Annotated in this window: 19 protein-coding genes; 11 read left to right on the forward strand and 8 right to left on the reverse strand. The window is 72.1% G+C overall.

Features of this window, described 5'->3' with window-relative positions:
- The first annotated feature begins 77 nt into the window (after positions 1 to 77).
- The 3 genes from ACIQFZ_RS19065 (at position 78) to ACIQFZ_RS19075 (ending at position 3,422) form a co-directional block, all read left to right on the forward strand.
- Complete coding sequence (locus ACIQFZ_RS19065; RefSeq protein WP_402691742.1) at positions 78 to 1,454, forward strand: sensor histidine kinase; 1,377 nt, start codon at positions 78 to 80, stop codon at positions 1,452 to 1,454.
- Positions 1,451 to 2,125, forward strand: a complete 675-nt coding sequence (locus ACIQFZ_RS19070) for a response regulator (RefSeq protein ID WP_376652446.1) — start codon at positions 1,451 to 1,453, stop codon at positions 2,123 to 2,125. Before ACIQFZ_RS19065 ends, ACIQFZ_RS19070 begins: the two co-directional genes overlap by 4 nt.
- A 76-nt stretch (positions 2,126 to 2,201) precedes the next feature.
- Positions 2,202 to 3,422, forward strand: coding sequence for a cytochrome P450 (locus ACIQFZ_RS19075; RefSeq protein WP_365420656.1), 1,221 nt, complete (start codon positions 2,202 to 2,204; stop codon positions 3,420 to 3,422).
- 93 nt (positions 3,423 to 3,515) lie between these two features.
- Here the strand turns inward: ACIQFZ_RS19075 and ACIQFZ_RS19080 are convergent, their stop codons facing one another.
- Entirely contained in the window at positions 3,516 to 5,129 is a 1,614-nt protein-coding gene (locus tag ACIQFZ_RS19080; RefSeq protein WP_365420658.1) for an ABC transporter permease, read from the reverse strand.
- The gene (locus tag ACIQFZ_RS19085) at positions 5,126 to 6,124 is read right to left on the reverse strand and encodes an ATP-binding cassette domain-containing protein (RefSeq protein ID WP_402691743.1); all 999 of its coding nucleotides are present in this window, start codon (positions 6,122 to 6,124) and stop codon (positions 5,126 to 5,128) included. The genes ACIQFZ_RS19080 and ACIQFZ_RS19085 overlap by 4 nt, the downstream gene beginning before the upstream one ends.
- Before the next feature lie 103 nt (positions 6,125 to 6,227).
- Here ACIQFZ_RS19085 and ACIQFZ_RS19090 point away from each other — a divergent pair, with 103 nt between their 5' ends.
- Positions 6,228 to 6,725, forward strand: coding sequence for a MarR family transcriptional regulator (locus tag ACIQFZ_RS19090; protein WP_365420664.1), 498 nt, complete (start codon positions 6,228 to 6,230; stop codon positions 6,723 to 6,725).
- Positions 6,726 to 6,753: 28 nt separating this feature from the next.
- Here ACIQFZ_RS19090 and ACIQFZ_RS19095 read toward each other — a convergent pair whose 3' ends face one another.
- Positions 6,754 to 7,620, reverse strand: coding sequence for a diacylglycerol kinase family protein (locus ACIQFZ_RS19095; RefSeq protein WP_365420667.1), 867 nt, complete (start codon positions 7,618 to 7,620; stop codon positions 6,754 to 6,756).
- A gap of 197 nt (positions 7,621 to 7,817) precedes the next feature.
- On the opposite strand from ACIQFZ_RS19095, the gene ACIQFZ_RS19100 reads away from it, so the two are divergent.
- Entirely contained in the window at positions 7,818 to 9,101 is a 1,284-nt protein-coding gene (locus ACIQFZ_RS19100) for an adenylosuccinate synthase (protein WP_141359700.1), read from the forward strand.
- Positions 9,102 to 9,296: 195 nt separating this feature from the next.
- Here the strand turns inward: ACIQFZ_RS19100 and ACIQFZ_RS19105 are convergent, their stop codons facing one another.
- The 4 genes from ACIQFZ_RS19105 to ACIQFZ_RS19120 form a co-directional block, all read right to left on the reverse strand.
- Entirely contained in the window at positions 9,297 to 9,947 is a 651-nt protein-coding gene (locus tag ACIQFZ_RS19105) for a hypothetical protein (RefSeq protein WP_383055759.1), read from the reverse strand.
- Positions 9,948 to 10,050: 103 nt separating this feature from the next.
- On the reverse strand, positions 10,051 to 12,480 hold the full coding sequence (locus tag ACIQFZ_RS19110) for a glycosyltransferase (protein WP_402691744.1): 2,430 nt from the start codon (positions 12,478 to 12,480) through the stop codon (positions 10,051 to 10,053).
- Positions 12,477 to 13,178 (reverse strand): GntR family transcriptional regulator, encoded by a 702-nt coding sequence (locus ACIQFZ_RS19115; protein ID WP_141359694.1) that lies wholly within the window; start codon positions 13,176 to 13,178, stop codon positions 12,477 to 12,479. The genes ACIQFZ_RS19110 and ACIQFZ_RS19115 overlap by 4 nt, the downstream gene beginning before the upstream one ends.
- A 113-nt stretch (positions 13,179 to 13,291) precedes the next feature.
- On the reverse strand, positions 13,292 to 14,647 hold the full coding sequence (locus ACIQFZ_RS19120; protein ID WP_376652450.1) for an aspartate aminotransferase family protein: 1,356 nt from the start codon (positions 14,645 to 14,647) through the stop codon (positions 13,292 to 13,294).
- A 232-nt stretch (positions 14,648 to 14,879) separates the two neighbouring features.
- Here ACIQFZ_RS19120 and ACIQFZ_RS19125 point away from each other — a divergent pair, with 232 nt between their 5' ends.
- Positions 14,880 to 17,021, forward strand: a complete 2,142-nt coding sequence (locus tag ACIQFZ_RS19125; protein WP_402691745.1) for a protein kinase — start codon at positions 14,880 to 14,882, stop codon at positions 17,019 to 17,021.
- A gap of 56 nt (positions 17,022 to 17,077) precedes the next feature.
- Here ACIQFZ_RS19125 and ACIQFZ_RS19130 read toward each other — a convergent pair whose 3' ends face one another.
- Complete coding sequence (locus tag ACIQFZ_RS19130; RefSeq protein ID WP_365420682.1) at positions 17,078 to 17,827, reverse strand: SLATT domain-containing protein; 750 nt, start codon at positions 17,825 to 17,827, stop codon at positions 17,078 to 17,080.
- A gap of 256 nt (positions 17,828 to 18,083) precedes the next feature.
- On the opposite strand from ACIQFZ_RS19130, the gene ACIQFZ_RS19135 reads away from it, so the two are divergent.
- The 5 genes from ACIQFZ_RS19135 to ACIQFZ_RS19155 all read left to right on the forward strand — a co-directional run bounded on the left by ACIQFZ_RS19135 (position 18,084) and on the right by ACIQFZ_RS19155 (position 22,291).
- The gene (locus tag ACIQFZ_RS19135) at positions 18,084 to 18,428 is read left to right on the forward strand and encodes a YbaB/EbfC family nucleoid-associated protein (protein ID WP_365420685.1); all 345 of its coding nucleotides are present in this window, start codon (positions 18,084 to 18,086) and stop codon (positions 18,426 to 18,428) included.
- A gap of 57 nt (positions 18,429 to 18,485) precedes the next feature.
- Positions 18,486 to 19,085, forward strand: coding sequence for a recombination mediator RecR (gene recR / locus ACIQFZ_RS19140; RefSeq protein ID WP_141359690.1), 600 nt, complete (start codon positions 18,486 to 18,488; stop codon positions 19,083 to 19,085).
- A complete protein-coding gene (locus ACIQFZ_RS19145) occupies positions 19,078 to 19,749 on the forward strand; it encodes a DUF5063 domain-containing protein (protein ID WP_365420689.1) in 672 nt (223 codons plus the stop codon). The genes recR and ACIQFZ_RS19145 overlap by 8 nt, the downstream gene beginning before the upstream one ends.
- Before the next feature lie 176 nt (positions 19,750 to 19,925).
- Positions 19,926 to 21,203: an aspartate kinase gene (locus ACIQFZ_RS19150; RefSeq protein ID WP_365420692.1), complete on the forward strand. Its 1,278-nt coding sequence runs from the start codon at positions 19,926 to 19,928 to the stop codon at positions 21,201 to 21,203.
- Complete coding sequence (locus tag ACIQFZ_RS19155) at positions 21,200 to 22,291, forward strand: aspartate-semialdehyde dehydrogenase (protein ID WP_376652453.1); 1,092 nt, start codon at positions 21,200 to 21,202, stop codon at positions 22,289 to 22,291. The genes ACIQFZ_RS19150 and ACIQFZ_RS19155 overlap by 4 nt, the downstream gene beginning before the upstream one ends.
- The last annotated feature ends 355 nt before the right edge of the window (positions 22,292 to 22,646 follow it).

Consider the following 22,646-nt stretch of genomic DNA (forward strand, 5'->3'; position numbering starts at 1 on the left):
AGTACTTGAGACGTACCGCGAAGGACCCCTCTCACAGGGGACGACCGCGACCGCCGCCTGCGCCTACCGTTTTCAGCGTGACCGATACGCAGCAGACGCAGCAGGCGCAGCAGACGACGCCGGACGGCGCCTTCAGCCCGTACAAGCCGCGCAGCCCGGAGTACAAGCTCGCCGCGAACGCTCTGGGCGGGCTGCGCCGGGACCTGTTCCACGACGCCTTCGCCTACCGTCCGTTGCCGCCCATGAGGGTCGACGGCCCGCTGACCCGGCGGCTGCCCGGCCGTATACGTCCGTACGCGGCCTGGACCCCGCACGCCGTGGTGGCGGGGGCCGGTCTGCTGGCGCTGTTCGTCGGCTGGGCGAGCAGCGCGGGCAGTGGCGCGGCCCTGCTGCCGGGTCTGCTGGCCCTCGCCCCGATGCTGCTCACCCTGGTCCGCCCGGTCGGAGCGTTCTGGGTGTCCCTGATGGCGGCCACGGCCTCGACGTGGCTCGTCGGGTCCTACTCGACCTGGCCGTGGCAGCCCGGTAGCTACATCTCGCACCTGACGGTGCTCACGGTGGCGGCCATACGCACCCGGCCGCGCACGGCGGCGTGGATGTGGGCGGCCACCGCGTTCTACGTCGTGGTCGGCGACGCGCTGTTCGGCTACGTCTACGGCAACAACTCGGCACCCATGCTGGTCCTCTCCGCGCTCGTCCTCCTCGTCGTCACCGTCTGGCACATACGCAAGGACGCCGAGCAGGAGGTGACCGCCCAGCAGACGGTGACCGCGCACGAGCGCTCCCGCCGCACCCTGCTGGAGGAGCGCACCACGATCGCCCGAGAGTTGCACGACGTCGTGGCCCACCACATGTCCGTCGTCGCCATCCAGGCCGAGGCCGCCCCCTACCGGGTGCAGAACCCGCCGCCGGAGCTGGAGAAGGCCTTCGCCACGATCCGGGAGAACGCGGTGGCGGCCCTCACCGAGCTGCGCCGCGTCCTCGGCGTCGTCCGCGCGGAGGACTACGAGGCCCCCGAGGCGCCGCAGCCCACCCTCGCCGACCTCGGCACCCTGCTGGCGAACGTGCGGGAGGCCGGGCTGGCGGTGGACAGGACGACGATGGGCGCGGTACGCGAACTCCCGCAGGGCGTCGAGCTGTCGGCGTACCGGATCGTCCAGGAGGCCCTGAGCAACACCCTGCGGCACGCGCCGGGCGCGAGCGCCCGCGTCGAGATCGGTTACGTCCTCGGCGGGCTGGCCCTGCGCATAGTCAACGGCCCGCCGCCCAAGCCGTCCCTGCTCAAGCCCTCGCCCGGATCCGGGCACGGCATCACCGGCATGCGGGAGCGGGTGACGATGCTCGGCGGCGAGATGACGGCGGGCCCGGCCGGCGACGGCGGGTACGAGGTGGCGGTGTTCCTGCCGGTCGCCACGGTGGTCGAGCGCACGGACGACGACGAGGCCGGCGCATGAGCACGGGCACGATCCGGGTGCTGGTCGCGGACGACCAGATGATGGTGCGCGAGGGCTTCTCGGTCCTGCTGAACGCGATGCCGGACATCGAGGTCGTCGGCGAGGCCGTCAACGGCCGCGACGCGGTGGAGCGGGTACGCGAACTGGCCCCGGACGTCGTACTGATGGACATCCGCATGCCGGAGCTGAACGGCATAGAGGCGACCCGGGAGATCGTCGCCGCGGACGGCACGGCGAAGGTGCTGGTGCTGACCACGTTCGACCTGGATGAGTACGTGTACCAGGCGCTGCGGGCCGGGGCCTCCGGGTTCCTGCTCAAGGACGCCTCGGCGCGGCAGCTCGCCGACGGGGTGCGGGTGGTCGCGGCCGGCGAGGCGCTGCTCGCCCCCTCGGTCACCAGGCGGCTGATCACGGAGTTCTCGAAGCTGACCGAGCCCCCGCGGCTCGCGGCCACCGCGCAGGCGGCGTACGGGGAGCTGACCGAGCGGGAGACGGAGGTGCTGGTGCTGATCGCGCAGGGCCTGTCGAACGCGGAGATCGCCGAGCGGCTGGTGGTCGCCGAGTCGACCGTCAAGACCCATGTGAGCCGCGTCCTGGTCAAGTTGGGCCTGCGGGACCGCACCCAGGCGGCGGTGTTCGCCTACGAGGCGCGACTGGTCACGCCGGGGTGAGCCGCCCCGGGCGGTCCCTGTACGAGGTGGGCGACACCCCTGGTCGGATCGGGGGTGGCCGGGCTAACGTCCGGGCATGTCCGCTCTTTCCGGCCTCGCCTTCGACCCGTGGGACCCGGCGTTCCTCGCCGACCCCTACCCGGCCTACGCCGAGCTGCGCGCGCGGGGCCGCGTGCTCCACTACGAGCCCACCGACCAGTGGCTGGTGCCGCACCACGCGGACGTCTCGGCGCTGCTGCGGGACCGGCGGCTGGGCCGGACGTACCAGCACCGCTTCACGCACGAGGACTTCGGCCGTACGCCGCCTCCGCCGGAGCACGAGCCGTTCCACGTCCTCAACGACCACGGGATGCTCGACCTGGAGCCGCCGGACCACACCCGGATCCGGCGCCTGGTGTCGAAGGCGTTCACGCCGCGTACGGTGGAGCGGCTCAAGCCGTACGTGCACGACCTGGCGAACGAGCTGGTCGCCGCGCTGGTGGCGGCGGGCGGCGGCGATCTGCTGAGGGACGTGGCCGAACCGCTGCCGGTGGCTGTGATCGCCGAGATGCTGGGCATCCCCGAGCCGGACCGGGCGCAGCTGCGGCCCTGGTCGGCGGACATCTGCGGGATGTACGAGCTGAACCCGTCCGAGGAGACGGCGGCGAAGGCGGTACGGGCGTCGGTCGAGTTCTCCGACTATCTGCGGGAGCTGATCGCCGAGCGCCGCAAGGAGCCGGGCGAGGACCTGATCTCGGGGCTGATCGCGGCGTACGACGAGGGCGACCGGCTGACCGAGCAGGAGATGATCTCCACGGCGGTGCTGCTCCTCAACGCCGGTCACGAGGCCACGGTGAACGCCACGGTCAACGGCTGGTGGGCGCTGTTCCGCAACCCGGAGCAGCTGGCGGCCCTGCGCGCGGACCACTCCCTGATCCCCTCCGCGATCGAGGAGCTGATGCGCTACGACACCCCGCTCCAGCTCTTCGAGCGCTGGGTGCTGGACGAGATCGAGATAGCGGGCACCACGATCCCGAGGGGCGCGGAGATCGCCATGCTCTTCGGCTCGGCCAACCACGACCCGGCGGTCTTCACCGACCCCGAGCGCCTGGACCTCACCCGCCGGGACAACCCCCACATCTCCTTCAGCGCGGGCATCCACTACTGCATCGGCGCCCCCTTGGCCCGCATCGAACTGGCCGCCTCCATGAAGGCCCTGCTGGAGCGAGCCCCGACCCTCACACTCGCGGCGGAGCCGGACCGGAAGCCGAACTTCGTGATCCGCGGACTGCACGGCCTGAACGTGGCGGTGGGCTGACGCATCGGGAGCTCCTCGGCATCGAATCCGATCGAACTCGACGCCGAGGAGCTCAAGCACCGCGCCGGCCGAGCCGCACGCCCCGTCGCACGTTCAGCCGCTGATGTCCCGTCTGCGCAGGCCCGCCAGTCCTCCGGTCACCAGGAGTGCGGCGAGGGCGAGCAGGGTGGCGACCGGGCCCCACTCCATCCGGCCGCCCGGCAGCTTCGGCAGGTGGCCGAAGGGGGAGAGGTCCAGCACGAACTGGGGGACGTTCAGGGCGGGGCCGATCCAGCCGATCAGCAGGACCGCTCCGGCCACACCCCACGCGGCCACGGCACCCCGCGGCAGGACGCCGTAGAGCAGGACGGCGATGCCACCGATCACCCACACCCCGGCCACCTGCACGAGGCACGCGCCGAGCACCGGCCCGACCTGCTTGCCGTGGCCGACCGCGATGCCCAGCCCGGCCAGGAGCATGATCAGGCCGGAGCCGCCGAAGGCGATCAGCAGATGCCCGGCGGCCCAGCGCAGCCGGCCCACCGCGCCCGCCAGTACCGGTTCGGCGCGGCCGGACGTCTCCTCGCCGTTCAGGCGCAGCACGGACGCCACGATGTAGAGCGCGGCGACCAGGCCGAGCATCCCGGCCATCGCGGCGAGGAAGGCGTCCGTCAGACCGGACTGCCCGCCCATCCGCTGGAAGATCTCCCGCGCCTTGGCGTTGTCGCCGACGAGCTGGGCCGCGCCGTCCGCCATCCCGCCGTAGACGACTCCGGCGACGAAGAAGCCGATGCTCCAGCCGAGCACGCTGCCCCGTTGCAGCCGCCAGGCCAGCGCGCCCGCCGTGGCGAGGCGGCCCCGGGCCGGTCCCGGCCTGGTGGGCAGGAAGCTCATGCCGAGGTCCCGGCGCCCGGCGAGGTCGTAGGCGATACCCGCCTGGAGGGCGGTCGCCGCGGCGAACAGCAGCAGCACCCACCAGCGTTCGGCGGCGAAGGCGCGCAGGTCCTCCAGCCAGCCCAGCGGGGACAGCCAGGTCAGCACCGACGAACCGTCGTCCGTCCCGGAGTCGCCCGCGGCCCGCAGCACGAAGGCGGCGCCCAGGACGGCGGAGGTCAGGCCCCGGGCCAGCCGGGCGCTCTCCGTGAGCTGGGCGACGATCGCCGCCATCGTGGCGAAGACCATGCCCACGCCCGCCACCCCGAGCCCGAAGGCCAGGGCACCGGCGGCGCCCTGCCCGGCGAGACCGGCCGTGATCAGCAGGGCCAGGGCCGCGTTCGCGACCGCCGCGGCCAGCAGCGCCGCCGTCAGCGGTGCCCGGCGGCCCACCATCCCGGACGACACCAGTTCCTGCCGTCCGCTCTCCTCCTCGTCCCGGGTGTGCCGGACGACGACGAGCAGGCTCATGACGGCGGCGAGGGCACCCGCGTACACCCCCACCCGCCAGGCCGTCAGCGCGCCCAGCGAGTCGCCGAACACCGGGCCGACCATGGCGCGCAGGGAGGCGTTCGTCGCCATCTGGCGCACCAGGTCGGCGCGCTCGGCCGGGGTGGCGTACAGGCCCTTGAGCGTGTTCGGCATGGACAGGACCATCAGCGCGTTCACCGCGACCCACACCGGGATCATCACGCGGTCGCGGCGCAGGGCGAACCGCAGCAGGGTGCCGGTGCCGGCCAGGTTGCGGGAGCGGGCGGCGGGTACGGCGGCGGGCGTGGAGACGGCCGCGGTCATCGCGCCACCTCCGCGGCTTCCGCGCCGGTCCCGGAGCCCGCCTCGGCCTCGGCCTCGTCGTGGTAGTGCCGCAGGAACAGCTCCTCCAGCGTCGGCGGGGTGGAGGTCAGCGACCGCACGCCCGACTCGCTCAGCGAGCGCAGCACCTCGTTCAGCTTGTCGGTGTCCACCTGGAGGCGGACCCGGTGCCCCTGGACGTCGAGGTCGTGCACGCCGGGCAGCCGGGCGAGCCCGTTGGGCGGTCCGGCCAGTTCGGCGGTGACGCTGGTGCGGGTGAGGTGGCGCAGGTCGGCCAGCGAGCCGCTCTCCACCGTGCGGCCCTTGCGGATGATGCTCACCCGGTCGCACAGCTCCTCGACCTCGCTGAGGATGTGGGAGGAGAGCAGGACGGTGCGGCCCCGGTCGCGCTCCTCCTCCACGCACCGCTGGAAGACCTCTTCCATCAGCGGGTCCAGGCCGGAGGTCGGCTCGTCCAGGATCAGCAGGTCGACGTCGGAGGCGAAGGCGGCGACCAGGGCGACCTTCTGCCGGTTGCCCTTGGAGTACGTCCGCCCCTTCTTGGTCGGGTCCAGCTCGAACCGTTCGACCAGCTCGTCCCGGCGCCGCCGGTCGAGACCGCCCGCCCGTCGCCCACCACCACCCTGCCTGACGCGCTTCGCGCGGCCCCCTTGGCGCAGCCTGCCGTACAGATCGATGACCTCTCCTCCGGAGAGGTTGCGCCACAGGGTCACGTCGCCGGGCACGTAGGCGATCCGGCGGTGCACCTCGACCGCCTCGGCCCAGGGGTCGCGGCCCAGCACCCGGGTGGCGCCCGAGTCGGCGCGCAGCAGGCCGAGCAGGACCCGGATGGTGGTGGACTTGCCGGCGCCGTTGGGGCCGAGGAAGCCGTGCACCTCGCCGGCGGCGACATTCAGGTCGAGGCCGTCCAGCGCCCGCGTGCCGCCGAACGACTTGTGCAGGCCGGATACCTCGATGGCGGGGTTTGCCGTGGTCATGCTTTGGAACGTACGCTAACTTCACAAATTTGTGAAGTTAAGGAAGCGTATAAAAGCAAGGTTAGACTCGACGGTGGTGTCCGAACAGGGGAGAGGGTCCGGGATGGCGGAGCGGGAAGCGGCGGTGGAGCGGGATCCCGAGGTGGTGTCGCAGTTCGTGGAGCACTTCGCGGCCCAGCTCGTCGAGGCGGGCGTGCCGCGCATGCCGGCCCGGGTCTTCGCCGCGCTGCTCGCCTCCGACGCCGGCGCCCTGACCTCCGCCGAGCTCGGCGGCCAGCTGAAGATCAGCCCCGCGGCCGTCTCCGGCGCGGTGCGCTACCTCGCCCAGGTGCACCTGGTCTCCCGCGAGCGGGAGCCCGGCTCGCGTCGGGAGCGCTACCGGGTCCACAGCGAGCAGTGGTACGAGGCGCTCACCAGCCGTGACGCGCTCATCAAGCGCTGGGAGGACGCCCTGCGGGAAGGCGTGGCCAACCTGGGGGTCGAGACCCCGGCCGGACGTCGGCTGGCCGACACGCTGGCCTTCTTCGAGTTCATCGAGCAGGACGTCGCCGGAATGATGGAGCGCTGGCGCCGCTACCAGGAGGAGAAGCCCCGCGGGTGACGCGGCCGGCCGGCCCCCCGGGGCCTGCTCACCCCGTCACCGGCAGCGTCAGGCCCCAGGCCCCCTCCACGACCCGCCATGTCCGCGTCCGCACCGGCCCCGCCACCACCGTGTCCGCCCGGTAGCGGAAGCCGGCTCCCGAGACGGTCACCGTGCGGCCCTGGGCCAGCAGCGGCGAGGCCTCCGCGCCCACCGACAGCCGCCGCACCTCCACCTCGGCCTTCCCCGTGCCGCCGCCCGGCGTGACCGAGACCGCCTCCACCGGCTGCTCCAGGTCCACGACCGTCTCCCCGTCGACCTCCACCCGCAGCCGGGAGGGGCCGCCCGGCCCGGCGACCGCCGTGGCCCTCGGCGGGCGGGTCACCAGCGTCCGTACGAGGGACTGGCAGGTCCGCAGCCACGGATGTCCCGCCCCGGACGAGACCGCCGTGGACCCCGCTGGATCCTCCTGGCGCGGGGGGACCGGCGGGATGCGCAGCGTGCCCAGCACCACCCCGTCGCTGTCGTCGACGAGCAGGTCCAGCCGCCGCTCGGCGCCCTCTAGCACCGCACGGGCCGCCGCCACCGGTCCCGTCGGCACCCCCAGCGAGCGGACCAGCGACAGGGCGCCCCCGACCGGCACCACCGACAGCGCGCATCCGGCCAGCTCCCGCTGCCGGTGCAGCGCCGACACCGCCCGCAGCAGCGCCCGGTCGTCGCCGACCACCACCGGCCGCCGCGAGCCGCGCCGCGCCAGCGCCCGGGTGAACTCCTCCGGCCCGTCCGGCAGGCACACCTTGGCGGCCGCACCCGCGCTGAGCACGTCTTTCGCGATCCGTACGGACTCCCCGTCCGTCCTCCGGGCGACCGGGTCGATGACCACCAGCAGCTGATCGGACGTCGGATAAGTCGCCACCTCGGTCCTGCCTCGCTTCCTCGGGTAGCATCTTTGTGCAAGAGCCCCTTTGCGCTATTGCGCCGGGGGCTTCGTCTATTCCGGGGCATCCGGTCCGACGGTTGAGCGGCCGACGACGGTCGCGGTGCACGCGGCGGTGAACCCTCCGCGTACGCCCCTGACCCTGGACATGCCCCGCCCGGAAGGGGTGTACGCGCGTGCCCGCACTTGTGCTGCTCGGTGCTCAGTGGGGTGACGAGGGCAAGGGGAAGGCCACCGACCTGCTCGGTGGCTCCGTGGACTATGTAGTGCGATATCAAGGCGGCAACAACGCCGGCCACACCGTCGTCGTCGGTGACCAGAAGTATGCACTGCACCTCCTTCCTTCCGGAATCCTCTCGCCCGGTTGCACGCCGGTCATCGGCAACGGTGTGGTCGTCGACCCGTCGGTCCTGCTCTCCGAGCTGAGCGGTCTGAACGAGCGAGGCGTCGACACGTCCAAGTTGCTGATCAGCGGCAACGCCCACGTCATCACGCCGTACAACGTCACCGTCGACAAGGTGACGGAACGCTTCCTCGGCAAGCGGAAGATCGGCACCACCGGCCGGGGCATCGGCCCGACCTACGCGGACAAGATCAACCGCGTCGGCATCCGGGTTCAGGACCTGTACGACGAGTCGATCCTCACCCAGAAGGTGGAGGCAGCCCTCGACGCCAAGAACCAGATCCTCACCAAGCTGTACAACCGGCGCGCGATCGCCGTGGACCAGGTGGTCGAGGAGCTGCTGGGCTACGCCGACCAGATCAAGCCGTACGTCGCCGACACGGTCCTGATCCTCAACCAGGCGCTGGACGAGAACAAGGTGGTCCTCTTCGAGGGCGGCCAGGGAACGCTGCTGGACATCGACCACGGCACGTATCCCTTCGTCACCTCCTCCAACCCGACCGCGGGCGGCGCCTGCACGGGCGCCGGCGTCGGCCCGACGAAGATCAGCCGCGTCATCGGCATCCTCAAGGCCTACACCACCCGCGTCGGCTCCGGCCCCTTCCCGACCGAGCTGTTCGACGAGGACGGCGAGGCGCTGCGCCGGATCGGCGGCGAGCGGGGTGTGACGACCGGCCGCGACCGCCGCTGCGGCTGGTTCGACGCGGTGATCGCCCGCTATGCCACCCGGGTCAACGGCCTCACCGACTTCTTCCTCACCAAGCTCGACGTCCTCACCGGCTGGGAGCAGATCCCGGTCTGTGTCGCCTACGAGATCGACGGCGAGCGCGTCGAGGAACTCCCTTACTCCCAGACCGACTTCCACCACGCGAAGCCCGTCTACGAGTACCTCCCCGGCTGGCAGGAGGACATCACGAAGGCCAAGACCTTCGCCGACCTCCCGAAGAACGCCCAGGCCTACGTCAAGGCCCTGGAGGACATGTCCGGCGCCCCGATCTCCGCGATCGGCGTCGGCCCGGGCCGCGACGAGACGATCGAGATCAACTCGTTCCTCTAGAACGGCGCCCTCTTCCGGGAGGTCCGACGGGACGGCCTGCGCGGAGTCACCGCACAGGCCGTCCCTCGCGTTCGACCTATGTGGTCACAAGGCGCGGTCGCATCGCGGGTGCCGTCGGCTCCGGCGGGAAGGCAGCTCGTCGCGAGGGTGCACCCACTGCCCGCCGATCTGCGGCGGGCAGTGGGTCATCCGACCTCAGCTGAAGACGATCATCGAGCCCTGGGCCAGGCTCCGTGTCGCCGCCGCGTGGAGGCCCAGCCAGACGTGGCGTTCGCGGGCGAAGGGGCTGGGGTCGTACGGCGCGGGGGCGGCCGGCTGTTCCAGTTCCGTGGGGCCGAGCGGCGGGTCGGGGGCGGCCGGCGGGTTGGCCGGGTCGATGCCCAACGACGGGGCGACGTGCTCCAGTTCACGCAGGAGGGCCTGGGAGGAGCCCAACGGGCCGCCGCCGGAAAGGAGTTCCTCGTTGGACAAGGGGTGCGGGAAGTCCAGCGGGACGTACGCGCCGGCGTGGTCGTAGTGCCAGACCAGGTGCGACTGCTGGGCCGTCGTCTCGAACATCTCCAGCAACTGCTCGTAGTCGCCGCCCAGTTCGTCGACCGGGGTCAACGGCAGTCCGCAGAGCTGGAGGAGGTAGGCGCGGCGCAGGAAGTGCAGCGCGTCGTAGTCGAAGCCGGCCACCGGCGCCACCTCCCCCGACAGGCCGGGCATGTACTGGTACACCGGCACCGGTGGAAGCCCGTTTTCGGCGAGCACCTTGTTGTACTGCGCGAGTTCCTCGGCGAACGGGTTGTCCGGGGTGTGGCACAAGACGTCGACGAGCGGTACCAGCCACAGGTCACAGGCCAAAGAGGGCTCCTCGGGAGGGCAGGGCTTCCAGCGTGTTCGGTGGTCGAAAAGTGTGAAGAAGAGCGTGAAGAAGAGTGTAGAAGCGTAGTCGGTGCGGAACCGCTCAGCTCCCCTCGTGCAGGTCCCATACCCACACCCCGCCGGTCCACGTGCCCGGACGGCCCACCAGCTTCGTCACCGCCTCCCGCAGCGGTTCCTCGTGCTGCTGGGGCGCCAGGACCAGGACGCCGGCGTGCCAGTCGGCGAAGTCCCGCCGCGCCTGGGCCCGCCAGTCCTTGCCGAGGGCCGGTACGGACCCGGTGTAGCTCACGTCCCGCAACATGTTGGAGGTGTAGCGGGGGACGGCGCCGTAGATGCCGACGCGGTCGGGCCCGTAGGGGCCGTTGAAGTAGCCGCCGGGCAGCTTGAAGCCGAGGTGGGCCGCGGTCTGCCAGTGCAGGGCCTCCGCGTTGCCCGGGTCGGGCAGCGGTATCGGCACCAGGGACTCGCCGTCGCGGACGTAGGACTTCCACAGGCCGGCCGTGATGAACTCCGGCACCGGGGCGCGGTCCACGGCCTTGAGCGGCGCCGGGACCAGCGGCAGCAGTGCGAGGCAGACCGCCAGCAGGCCGCCGTAGAGCGTGCCGACGCGGCCGGTCGCCGTGATCCTGGCGACGGCGATCGCCAGCAGCATGCCCAGTGCCGGCGCGCAGATCATCGCCACGCGCCCCTCGATGACCGATTCGAACAGCGGCAGGTGGGCGAGCGGCGCCCACGGGCCGGGGTAGACCGTGTCGGTCAGCGGGACGCGGAACTTCGGGCCCAGGGACAGCAGGGCCGCGGCGGCCGTCGTGACCGCCAGCGCCTTCACCAGCGCGTGCTCCCACAGCCGTACGGTGATCCCGAAGGCGAGCAGGAGCAGGGGCCAGCCGTAGAAGGCGTTCTGCTCCGTGGGGTTCAGGGACAGGGCGTTCGCCTTCTGGGCGTCGCCCGCGAACAGGGAGCGCTCGGCGAAGGAGATCAGGGCGAGCGGACTGTTGCCGGCGTTGTCGCCGTGCAGCACGCTCTTGTAGCTCTGCGCGCCCGCGAACTGCCAGTACAGCGGGTAGGCGACGATCGGCAGGCACACCGCGGCGGCGATCAGCAGGCCCTTCAGCAGGGGCCGCCAGGCCTCCCGCGCGACCTCCCTGCGTACGAGCCCGTAGGCGGCGGCGAACAGCGTCATGCCGATCGCGGCGAGCAGCAGCGGCTCCTCGCCGAGGAAGATCTGGTACGCCGTCATCAGTCCGAGCGTGATCCCGTCCCGCCGCACCCGGGTGCCCTCGCACAGGCGCAGCGCCCGGTCGACGATCAGCGGGATCATGAACAGGATCACGAAGTTCGGGTGCGCGTTGGCGTGGCTGACCATCGGCGGGGCGAAGGCGGCCAGGCAGGCTCCGGTGAAGGCCGCGCCCCGGTGCCGTACGACCCGTCTGGCGATCAGCCAGTACCAGGCGGCCGCGGTGGCCGCGAGCCCCAGGGTCATGCAGACGCTGAGCGAGACCGCCGGACCGAAGGCCAGCGTGACCGGGGCGAAGGGGACGGACATCCCCAGCATGACCGTGTTGGCCATGAGGTTGACGCCGTCGGGGAAGCCCTGGAGATCGGTGAACAGGGGGTTGCGCAGATGGGCGACGCTGTCGGCGGTGACCGCGAAGAACCACTCCCACTGGTTCTGGTCCTGGAGGGAGTCGGGGAGGTAGCGGTGGGAGGGGTCGAAGAGGCGGCCCGAGTAGAGGGTGACCGCCATCAGCAGGAAGAGCGCGGCGGCGAACAGGTCGGCCGGGCGGACGGAACGGGCCTTGAGGCGGCCCAGTTCGGCGAGGACCCGGAGGTAGTCCAGCGGGCCGACCTTCGAACCGGTCTGGTGTGACCAGCGGACCGGCACCTCGGCCACCGGCCAGTCGCGGCGGCGGAAGTGCTGGAGGACCTCCACGTCTATGCCCCAGCCGCTCAGCCGGGAGGCGGCGAACGCCTCGCGGGCCTGGTCGCCCTCGAAGAGTTTGAAGCCGCACTGGGTGTCGCGGATGCCGGGCACCGCGATGCGACGTATCAGCAAGTTCCCGGCGCGGCCCAGCAGTTCGCGCACCCGGTGCTGGTGCCTGGCTATCGTCGCGCCCGGCACCGAGCGGGAGCCGATCGCGGCCGCGCCGCCCTCGCCGAGCGCCTTGTCGAGCTGTTCCAACTCCTCGATGGGGGCGGCGAGATCGGCGTCGGTGACCAGCACCCGGCGGCCGCGGGTGGCGGCCACCCCGAGGCGCAGGGCGTGGCCCTTGCCGCGGTTGCGGTCGCCGGCGACGAGCCGGACGCGCGGGTCCCCGCGGTCCGTGACGAGGCCGCCGGTGCCGTCCGTGGACCCGTCGTCGGCGACGACGACCTCCCACGAGCCGAAGCGGCCCTCGTTGTCGGCCAGGTAGGCGGTGACCGCGTCGAGGGTGGGACCGAGCCGCCGTTCCTCGTTGTAGGCCGGGATGACGACGGACAGGTCGACGGTCCCGGTGACGGTCCCGCTCATGCGGTGGCCAGCCGCTCGACGAGGGCGAGGTCGTGCGCGTTGTAGGCGGCGACGATCGCCCGGGCGGCCGGGGCGTCGCCCCTCACCATGGCGTCGACGAGTTCGGTGTGGGCTGACCACAGCAGGCCGCGCAGATCGCCGCGGCGGCGCAGGTGCTGCACCGCGCACACCCAGAACTGCACGCGCAGCCGGTTCAGGAAGTCGGAGAGGTAGGGATTGCCGAACAGGGCGCCGAGCTCCCGCCAGAAGCGCAGGTCGTAGCCGATCAGGACGGTCAGATCGCCGGCGGTGGCCGCGCGCTGCGCCTCCTCGCCGCGCCGGCGCACCCCGGTGAGGGTGGCCTTGACGTACGGGTCGTCGGGCCGGCGGAAGGCCTCGGGTGCCGAGACGGCGGCCTGGAACATGCCGTCGGTGACCAGAGCACGGGCCTTGATCATGTCGTGGAGGTCGTGCAGCGAGTACTCGCGCACATGGAAGCCGCGGTGCTGGTCGGCCTCCAGCAGGCCCTGCGCGGACAGGTCGACGAGCGCCTCGCGCACCGGGGTCGCGGACACCCCGTACTGCTCGGCGATCTCCTTGACCGTGAACTCCTGCCCCGGCTGGAGCCGCCCGGCCAGCACCTCGTCCCGGAGCGCGTCCGCGATCTGCTGCCGCAGGGTGCTGCGCGTCACGGCGCCGTTGCCGCTGATGCCGGGCATGGTCGGGGCGTCTCCTTGCGCGTGCGGGTGGCGTACTCGTACATCCATGTCTACGAGCACGCCACCTTACGCGTTCGGGATGCCGCCGATTCCGGCTCGCGCGGCCCGCGCCGCTACGCGGTGTGCTCGTCGGCCACCGACAGCGCGGCGTCCAGCGCCGTGAGGCCCTCCTTCAGCTCGGCCTCGGTCGCGTTGCACGGCGGGACGACGTGCGTGCGGTTCATGTTGATGAAGGGCCACAGGCCGTTCGCCTTGGCGGCGGCGCCGAAGGCCGCCATGGGGGCGTTCGCCTCCCCGGCCGCGTTGTACGGCACCAGCGGCTCGCGGGTCTCGCGGTTCTTCACCAGCTCCAGGGCCCAGAACATGCCCACGCCGCGCACGTCGCCGACGCTCGGGTGCCGCTCGGCCAGCTCGCGCAGCCCCGGCTCCACGATCTCGGCGCCGAGCCGCTTGGCGTTCTCGACGACGCCCTCCTCGGCCATCACGTTGATCGTCGCGACGGCCGCCGCGCACGCCAGCGGGTGCCCGGAGTACGTCAGACCGCCGGGGTAGGCCCGCTTGCCGAAGGTCTCCGCGATCTTCCCGGAGATGGCGACGCCACCCAGCGGCACGTACCCGGAGTTCACGCCCTTGGCGAAGGTCATCAGGTCCGGCACGACGTCGAAGAGGTCCGCCGCGAACCACTCACCGGTCCGCCCGAAGCCGGCCATGACCTCGTCCAGGATGAAGACGATCCCGTACTTGTCGCACAGCTCGCGCACCCCGGCCAGGTAGCCGGGCGGGGGCACCATGATCCCGGCGGTGCCGGGGATGGTCTCCAGGATGATCGCGGCGATGGTCGCAGGCCCCTCGAAGGCGATCGTCGCCTCCAGGTGCTCGAGCGCCCGCGCGCACTCCTGCTCCTCGGTCTCGGCGTAGAAGCGGGAGCGGTAGAGGAAGGGCGCCCAGAAGCGCACCACGCCGGCCGAGCCGGTGTCCGACGCCCAGCGCCGCGGGTCGCCGGTGATGTTGATGGCCTGCTGCGTGCCGCCGTGGTACGAGCGGTACGCCGAGAGCACCTTGGGCCGCCCGGTGTGCAGCCGCGCCATGCGCACCGCGTGCTCGACGGCGTCCGCGCCGCCGTTGGTGAAGAAGATCTTGTCCAGGTCGCCCGGCGTCCGCTCGGCGATCAGCCGTGCCGCCTCGGACCGTGCCTCGACGGCGAACGCCGGCGCGAACGTGGCCAGGGTGGCGGCCTGCTCCTGTATCGCGGCGACGACCTTGGGGTGCTGATAGCCGATGTTGGTGAAGACGAGCCCGCTGGTGAAGTCCAGGAAACGCTTGCCGTCGTAGTCCCAGAAGTACGAACCGTCGGCACCGGCCACGGCCGGCGGGTCGATGAGGTCCTGGGCGGACCAGGAGTGGAACACGTGCGCCCGGTCCGCGGCCTTGACGACTGCACCGGCTTCGGGATTCGGCTGAGGGGTCATGCGGCCGAGGGTAAACGGCGCGGACGGGAGCGCGACATCGGCGCCCTGTCTGCGGACGCGGGGTTTTAGCGACAGGTTGTCGGGAGGGGGCCCGCGCGGGTCGGACCTGTTCCGGATCGGACCTGTTACGGAACCGTAGACACCGGGGCGCCCGGCCGGACGGGCGCCGCACTATTGTCGGTCTGACGCACAGGGACCGTATCGGGGGATATCGGGGGGAGGCGGTTCGGCCATGGAGAGGCGGCTGGGGCCTGGCGATCCGCAGCGTATCGGCGCGTACCGGCTGCTGGCGCGGCTCGGGGCCGGCGGCATGGGGCAGGTGTTCCTGGCCCGGTCGGACCGGGGGCGGACCGTCGCCGTGAAGCTGGTGCGGCCGGAGCTGGCGCAGCAGGAGGAGTTCCGGGCGCGATTCCGGCAGGAGGTGCGGGCAGCGCGGCAGGTCGGCGGGTACTGGACCGCGCCCGTACTGGACGCGGACACCGAGGCCGCCGTGCCGTGGGTGGCCACCGGGTACGTCGCCGGGCCGAGCCTGCAGCAGGTCGTCGGGCACGACCACGGCCCGCTGCCCGAGCGGTCGGTGCGGATCCTCGCGGCCGGGCTGGGGGGTGCGCTGAAGGACATCCACGCCGCCGGTCTCATCCACCGCGACCTCAAGCCCTCCAACGTGCTGGTGACGATCGACGGGCCGCGCGTCATCGACTTCGGCATCGCCCGCGCGCTGGAGACCGTCACGGACGGCGGGCTCACGCGGACCGGCGCGCTGGTCGGATCGCCCGGGTTCATGGCGCCCGAGCAGGTCCGCGGCGACCGGGTCACGACCGCGTGCGACGTCTTCTGCCTGGGCTCGGTCCTCGCGTACGCGGCGACCGGCGCGCTTCCGTTCGGCGGCGCCGACAGTGGAGTGCACGCGCTGATGTACCGCATCGCCGAGAAGGAGCCCGATCTCGAGGCGCTGCCCGAGGGCATCGCCGACCTCGTCCGCGCCTGCCTGAAGAAGGATCCGGCGGCCCGGCCCACCGTGGACCAGATCATCCAGCGCACCGGCGCCGAGCACACGATCGCCGACGGCCGCCTGCGCGACCCGTGGCTGCCGAGCGCCCTGGTCGCCCAGCTCGGACGCCACGCGGTCCAACTCCTGGAAGCGGAGAACCCGGAGGAACCGCGGGAGCCGGCGGCACCCCTCACCAAGAACCCGACGGGCCCCACGGGGCAGGCGGCGGGTGCGCCCGGCCCGTACGAACAGTCCGGGGCTCCCGGGGAAGTGTCGGGAGCCCCGGCTGCCGGGCTCGGAGCCGCCGCTTCGGGTGCGCCCGGCCCCCATGGGGCCTCGGTACCGCCCGGTGCGCAGGGAGCCGTCGGGACTCCTGGAGGGGCTGAGGCTGTCTCCGGGGCGCCCGCTGCCGGTTCCGGGGCCGCCGGGGGTGGCTCGCAGGGGTCGGGTGCGGCCTCTGGCGCTGCCGGTCCCGCTGGGGCGCAGTCGTACGCCTCCCCCGAGCACGCGCCCGTCTCCGACGCCTCCGTGCCGCCGCCCGGGCAGCCCGGCGGCGGGGGTCACACCCCGGTGAATCACCTGCCCACCATGATCGCGGGACAGGTGCCGCCGGGCTCGACGCCCGCTCCCGTCCCGTACGGCTACCCCCAGCAGCACCCGCAGCAGGGCGGCTGGGGCGCGCCGCCCGGGCACCACCCGTACGGCGGCCTCGGCCAGACCCCTCCGTACGGCCCGCCCCCGATCGGCTCGACCTCGCCGTACGGCCCGAGCCCGCTCCCGGACCGGGAGCCGCGCCGCAGCGTCCGCTCCACCGCGGCGCTGGTCGCGGTGGCACTGGTGGTGGCGCTCGGCGCGGGCGGTTCCGTGTACGCCCTGATGCGCGGCGGCGGCCACAGCGACGACAAGGGCGGCGGGGCCGGCCCGACGCCGGCCGTCAGCGTGCCCACCACGCACGACGCCACAGGCCCCGACAGCTCCGACCCGTCACCCGCGGCGTCCCAGCCGGAGTCCCCGTCACCGGCCGACGGCGTGGTCCCGGCCGGCTACCTCGGCAGCTGGACGGCGACGATCCACAACGCCTACGGAGCGAACAGCCGCCGGCTCACCATCACCCAGGGAAACGTGGGCGACACCGTGCTCACCCTCGTCGCCGACGGCCCCACCGACAGCGGCAGCACCTATCACTGCGTGTTCGAGGCCCGGCTCGCCCAGCGCCCGAGCGGCGGCGGCCCGCTGGAGATCGGCCCCTCCGTCGTCACGATCGGACAGCAGAGCGAGGGGTGCAACGCGGGTGCTGCCACGCAGGTCACCCTGCTGCCGGACGGCACGCTCCAGCGCGTGAACACCGGCAGCGGGGAGAAGCTGGCGTACACCAGGCAGTGACGGCGTCGGCGCCACCGGACAGTGCCGGAGTCGGTGCCACCGGGCGGTGACCGGGGTCAGCGCGGCTCCGGCGGCCGCTGCCGGGGCATGTTCGGCCGTGCGGCGCCCGGCGGCAGCGGCAGGCGCCCGTGCCCGCCGCCCGGCTCGGACCGCCCGGTCGCCCCCGGCCCCGCCGCCTGAAGGCCCATCGGCGCCGAGCCGATGTGGAACTCCACCATCCAGTCGGCCGTCTCCGTGCGCACCAGCTCATTGACGTCCTCCGAGAACCGCCGCAGCACCCCCAGGCACCGCTCGGCGGCCTCGCCGGCCGTTCCCTCCGCCGGGCCCAGCACCTCCCGCACGTTCTCGGACGCCCAGTCGAACTGCAGCGCCTGCAACCGGCGCTGCACGGCCTGCGCGGTCGCCACGTCCCGCATCCACCCGGCCGTCACCCCGAAGTACCGGTCGATCCCGACGCACGCCACGCACAGCAGCAGCGCCACATACCCCCACGGCGCCACGCCGTCGGCCGCCCCGGTCAGATCGAGCAGGGGCAGCGCCGCCCCCGTCACCGCCCCCGCCGCAGCCCCGGCCCGCAGCGCACGCGCCCCGCGCCGCTTCCACACCCGCTCCCCGAGATACCAGGCCACGGTCTGCAGCGCCCCCCGCTCCACCCAGCGGTACAGCTCGTCCAGCCGCTGCGCCGGCTCGCCCCAGTCGCCGAGCGGGAACGGCCGCCCGGTCAGATCGCCCGGCCGCAGCCCGGCCGCCCCGTCGTCCCGCCCGTTTTGCGGCGGCCGCTCGGGCTGCATCTCCGGCTGACCCACCCGGCACTCCCTACTGATTACGATCCGTGACGCTGGCTGACACGCCGGACCCTTCCTACCCCCCAATGGGTGGCGAGGCGCCGGGAAGTACGGCTTTTCCGCCCGTAAGGGGGCCTTGATCAGGTATAGAACTCATCCAGGACTCACTCGAAAGAGTGGCGGGGCGCTGCCTGCCCGGACCACGTAGGCTCGTGCCAGCGGGGAACCGGCGAATCGGCCCCCCGCCCGGAAAGCCGTACGAAAGCAGGAGCTGATCGTGATTCCCGGTGGTGGCCAGCCCAACATGCAGCAGCTGCTCCAGCAGGCTCAGAAGATGCAGCAGGACCTTCAGCGGGCCCAGGAGGAGCTGGCGCGGACCGAGGTCGACGGGCAGGCGGGCGGCGGTCTGGTGAAGGCCACCGTCACCGGCTCCGGCGAGCTGCGCGCGCTGAAGATCGACCCCAAGGCGGTGGACCCGGAGGACACCGAGACCCTCGCCGACCTGATCGTCGCCGCCGTCCAGGCGGCCAACGAGAACGCCCAGGCACTCCAGCAGCAGAAGCTCGGCCCGCTGGCCCAGGGCCTGGGCGGCGGCACCGGAATCCCGGGTCTGCCTTTCTGAGGCGGGCTCCGGGCAACTACCGTACGTACCGAAGCGAGCAGGAAGGACGGCAGTCCGGTGTACGAAGGCGTGGTCCAGGACCTCATCGACGAGCTCGGGCGGCTGCCCGGCGTCGGTCCCAAGAGCGCGCAGCGGATCGCCTTCCACATCCTCCAGGCGGAACCGGCGGACGTACGGCGGCTCGCCCAGGCCCTGCTCGAGGTGAAGGCGAAGGTCCGCTTCTGCGCGACCTGCGGCAACGTCGCGCAGGAGGAGCTGTGCGGGATCTGCCGCGACAGCCGCCGCGACCCCTCGGTCATCTGCGTGGTCGAGGAGCCGAAGGACGTCGTCGCCATCGAGCGCACCCGCGAGTTCCGCGGCCGTTACCACGTCCTCGGCGGGGCGATCAGCCCCATCGAGGGCGTCGGCCCGGACGACCTGCGCATCCGGGAACTCCTGGCCCGTCTGGCGGACGGCACGGTCACCGAGCTGATCCTGGCCACGGACCCGAATCTCGAAGGCGAGGCGACGGCGACGTACCTCGCCCGCATGATCAAGCCCATGGGCCTGAAGGTCACCCGCCTGGCCAGCGGCCTCCCGGTGGGCGGTGACCTGGAATACGCGGACGAGGTCACCCTCGGCCGCGCCTTCGAGGGGAGACGACTCCTAGATGTCTGACGCCACGCTGCACGCCACCAGCCAGAACCCGGACGACTTCGCCGTCCAGATCGCCGACCAGGTGGAGAGCTTCCTGGTCGCGGTCACCGAGGTCGCCAAGGGCGACGAGCCGGACTCGGCGGTGCCCTTCCTGCTGCTGGAGGTCTCCCAGCTGCTGCTGGCCGGCGGTCGGCTCGGCGCGCACGAGGACATCGTCCCCGACGAGCGCTACGAACCCGACTCCGGCCCGGAGCAGGACGTGGACCAGCTCCGCGAGAACCTCGCGCGCCTGCTGGAGCCGATCGACGTCTACTCCGAGGTCTTCGACCCCTACGAGCCGCGCCGGGCACCCGTGCCCGCCCGTATCTCCGACGACCTGGCGGACGTCATGGCCGACCTGCGGCACGGCATGGCCCACTACCGCGCCGGCCGCACCACCGAGGCCCTGTGGTGGTGGCAGTTCTCCTACTTCTCCAACTGGGGCTCCACGGCCTCCGCCACGCTGCGTGCCCTCCAGTCCCTGGTCGCCCACGTCCGCCTCAACCAGCCCCTGGAGGAGCTGGACGGCCTGGACACCGACCAGGGCATGGGCGACGAGACCCTGGAGTTCGAGGCCGGCAAGGTCATGGCGGAGGAGATCGCGGATCCGCTGGGACTGCGCCGGCGCGCTGACCGCACGGTGTGACGCGGCGCACTTTCCGAGTGGTATTCCACTCCCTGGGCATGAGCCGTTCTGACGAACGGGCGCCGGGTATCTCACCATGCGATATCGCGAAAGGGAAATTCGGACGCTCGATAGACTGAGCCGACCGCACCGCATATGCGTGAGTGCGATGGACACGGACTGAGCGAGGAGCGCACGTGGGCCTTGTCGTGCAGAAGTACGGAGGCTCCTCCGTAGCCGATGCCGAGGGCATCAAGCGCGTCGCCAAGCGGATCGTGGAAGCCAAGAAGAACGGCAACGACGTGGTTGTCGTGGTTTCCGCGATGGGCGACACGACGGACGAGCTGATCGATCTCGCCGAGCAGGTTTCCCCGATGCCTGCCGGGCGCGAGCTCGACATGCTGCTGACCGCCGGAGAGCGGATCTCCATGGCCCTGCTGGCCATGGCGATCAAAAACCTGGGCAGCAAGGCCCAGTCGTTCACCGGCAGCCAGGCAGGTGTCATCACCGACTCGGTGCACAACAAAGCCCGGATCATCGACGTCACGCCGGGCCGTATCCGGACCGCGCTGGACGAGGGCAACATCGCCATCGTCGCCGGTTTCCAGGGCGTCAGCCAGGAACGGAAGGACATCACCACGCTGGGGCGTGGCGGGTCCGACACCACCGCCGTCGCGCTCGCGGCCGCCCTCGACGCCGAGGTGTGCGAGATCTACACCGACGTCGACGGCGTGTTCACCGCCGACCCGCGCGTGGTGGCGAAGGCCCGGAAGATCGACTGGATCTCCTTCGAGGACATGCTGGAGCTGGCCGCGTCCGGCTCCAAGGTGCTGCTCCACCGCTGTGTGGAGTACGCGCGCCGGTACAACATCCCGATCCACGTCCGCTCCTCCTTCAGCGGATTGCAGGGCACGTGGGTCAGCAGCGAGCCGATTCAGCAAGGGGACAAGAAGGTGGAGCAGGCCATCATCTCCGGTGTCGCACACGACACCTCCGAAGCCAAGATCACGGTCGTCGGCGTGCCCGACAAGCCCGGCGAGGCCGCCTCCATCTTCCGTACGATCGCCGATGCCGAGATCAACATCGACATGGTCGTGCAGAACGTGTCCGCCGCCTCCACCGGACTGACGGACATCTCCTTCACGCTGCCGAAGGCGGAGGGCCGCAAGGCCATCGACGCGCTGGAGAAGAACCGGGCCGGCATCGGCTTCGACTCCCTGCGCTACGACGACCAGATCGGCAAGATCTCCCTGGTCGGCGCGGGTATGAAGACCAACCCGGGCGTCACCGCCGACTTCTTCACCGCGCTGTCCGACGCGGGCGTGAACATCGAGCTGATCTCGACTTCCGAGATCCGTATCTCGGTCGTCACCCGCCAGGACGACGTGCCGGGGGCCGTGCGCGCCGTGCACACCGCCTTCGGGCTCGACTCCGACAGCGACGAAGCCGTCGTCTACGGAGGCACCGGGCGATGAGCGACCGACCGACGCTCGCGGTCGTGGGTGCGACCGGAGCCGTCGGCACGGTACTGCTCCGGATCCTGTCCCAGCGCGCGGACATCTGGGGCGACATCCGCCTGCTCGCCATTCCCCCGGACTCCCACCCGCGTCCGAGCGGCGCGGAGTCCGAGCGCGCGGTCGGCCGCAGGCTGACCGTGCGCGGCGAGGAGGTCGAGGTGGCCGCGCTCGCCGAGGACGCCTTCGACGGGGTGGACATCGCCCTGTTCGACGTCCCCGACGAGGCAGCCGCGCACTGGGCGCCGCTCGCCGCCGCCCGGGGCGCGGTGGTGGTCGACAACTCGGGCGCCTTCCGCACCGACCCGGACGTGCCGCTCGTCGTGCCCGAGGTCAACCCGCACGCGGCGCGGCGGCGCCCGCGCGGGATCGTCTCCAGCCCCCACTGCACCACCCTGTCCATGATCGTGGCGCTGGGCGCGCTGCACGCCGAGTTCGGCCTGCGCGAGCTGGTCCTCTCCTCGTACCAGGCGGTGAGCGGGGCCGGACACGAGGGCGTGGAGACCCTGCGCCGACAGCTGTCCCTGGTGGCGGGCACCGAGCTGGGGACCAGCCCCGGTGACGTGCGGCGGGCCGTCGGGGACGACACCGGTCCGTTCCCGGAGCCGGTGGCGCTGAACGTCGTGCCGTGGGCCGGTTCGCTGTGCGACGAGGGCTGGTCGTCGGAGGAGATGAAGCTGCGGGACGAGTCCCGCAAGGTGCTCGGGCTGCCGCGGCTGCCGGTCGCCGTGACCTGCGTGCAGGTCCCGGTGGTCACCACGCACTCCCTGACGGTGCACGCCCGCTTCGAGGGCGAGGTCACGGTCGGCAAGGCGCGGGAGATCCTCGCCACCGCGCCCGGCGTGGTGCTGTACGACGACCCTGCGGCGGGCGAGTTCCCCACGCCCGCCGACGTGGTGGGCACCGATCCGACGTGGGTCGGGCGGGTGCGCCGGGCGCTGGACGATCCCACGGCGCTGGATTTCTTCGTGTGCGGTGACAACCTGCGCAAGGGCGCGGCGCTGAACATCGCGCAAATCGCGGAACTGGTGGCGGCCGAGGCGCCGTGACTCCTGTCGCGCGAGTGGGCCCCCGGCCGGAAATACCGTGGCCAGGGGCCTGTTTGTTTGTAGGATCCATGTAAGAATCATGGTCCGGCCGGTGGGCTGGACCACTTGATCCATGCCGTTCGGCGGCTGATGATTTGCCTCCCCGTCCTTTGCAACCGCACGAAGGGCGGGGAGCGTCTTTGCGGTCGCCCTTCGGGGGCGTGGGGACGCTGCGGGACGTGGGGACGTCCCGGTGATTCAGGCATAGGGGATGAGCGGGACGTATGAGGCCATACCAGGCGCATTCGGTTGTGCCGCCTGCCGCGAGAACGTCGCCGGACGTGTCACACGGCGCAAATGACTTGCCCGGCACGTA

Source organism: Streptomyces sp. NPDC093064, assembly GCF_044754605.1.
Classification (GTDB): domain Bacteria; phylum Actinomycetota; class Actinomycetes; order Streptomycetales; family Streptomycetaceae; genus Streptomyces.

What these genes read in the sequence shown, in the direction of transcription:
- ACIQFZ_RS19075 (WP_365420656.1), top strand. Translation starts at nt 2,202, where the DNA reads ATGTCCGCTCTTTCCGGCCTCGCCTTCGACCCGTGGGACCCGGCGTTC.
- ACIQFZ_RS19115 (WP_141359694.1), bottom strand. Translation starts at nt 13,178, where the DNA reads ATGCCCGGCATCAGCGGCAACGGCGCCGTGACGCGCAGCACCCTGCGG.
- ACIQFZ_RS19120 (WP_376652450.1), bottom strand. Translation starts at nt 14,647, where the DNA reads ATGACCCCTCAGCCGAATCCCGAAGCCGGTGCAGTCGTCAAGGCCGCG.
- ACIQFZ_RS19155 (WP_376652453.1), top strand. Translation starts at nt 21,200, where the DNA reads ATGAGCGACCGACCGACGCTCGCGGTCGTGGGTGCGACCGGAGCCGTC.
- ACIQFZ_RS19090 (WP_365420664.1), top strand. Translation starts at nt 6,228, where the DNA reads ATGGCGGAGCGGGAAGCGGCGGTGGAGCGGGATCCCGAGGTGGTGTCG.
- ACIQFZ_RS19145 (WP_365420689.1), top strand. Translation starts at nt 19,078, where the DNA reads ATGTCTGACGCCACGCTGCACGCCACCAGCCAGAACCCGGACGACTTC.
- ACIQFZ_RS19085 (WP_402691743.1), bottom strand. Translation starts at nt 6,124, where the DNA reads ATGACCACGGCAAACCCCGCCATCGAGGTATCCGGCCTGCACAAGTCG.
- ACIQFZ_RS19125 (WP_402691745.1), top strand. Translation starts at nt 14,880, where the DNA reads ATGGAGAGGCGGCTGGGGCCTGGCGATCCGCAGCGTATCGGCGCGTAC.
- ACIQFZ_RS19080 (WP_365420658.1), bottom strand. Translation starts at nt 5,129, where the DNA reads ATGACCGCGGCCGTCTCCACGCCCGCCGCCGTACCCGCCGCCCGCTCC.
- ACIQFZ_RS19110 (WP_402691744.1), bottom strand. Translation starts at nt 12,480, where the DNA reads ATGAGCGGGACCGTCACCGGGACCGTCGACCTGTCCGTCGTCATCCCG.
- ACIQFZ_RS19070 (WP_376652446.1), top strand. Translation starts at nt 1,451, where the DNA reads ATGAGCACGGGCACGATCCGGGTGCTGGTCGCGGACGACCAGATGATG.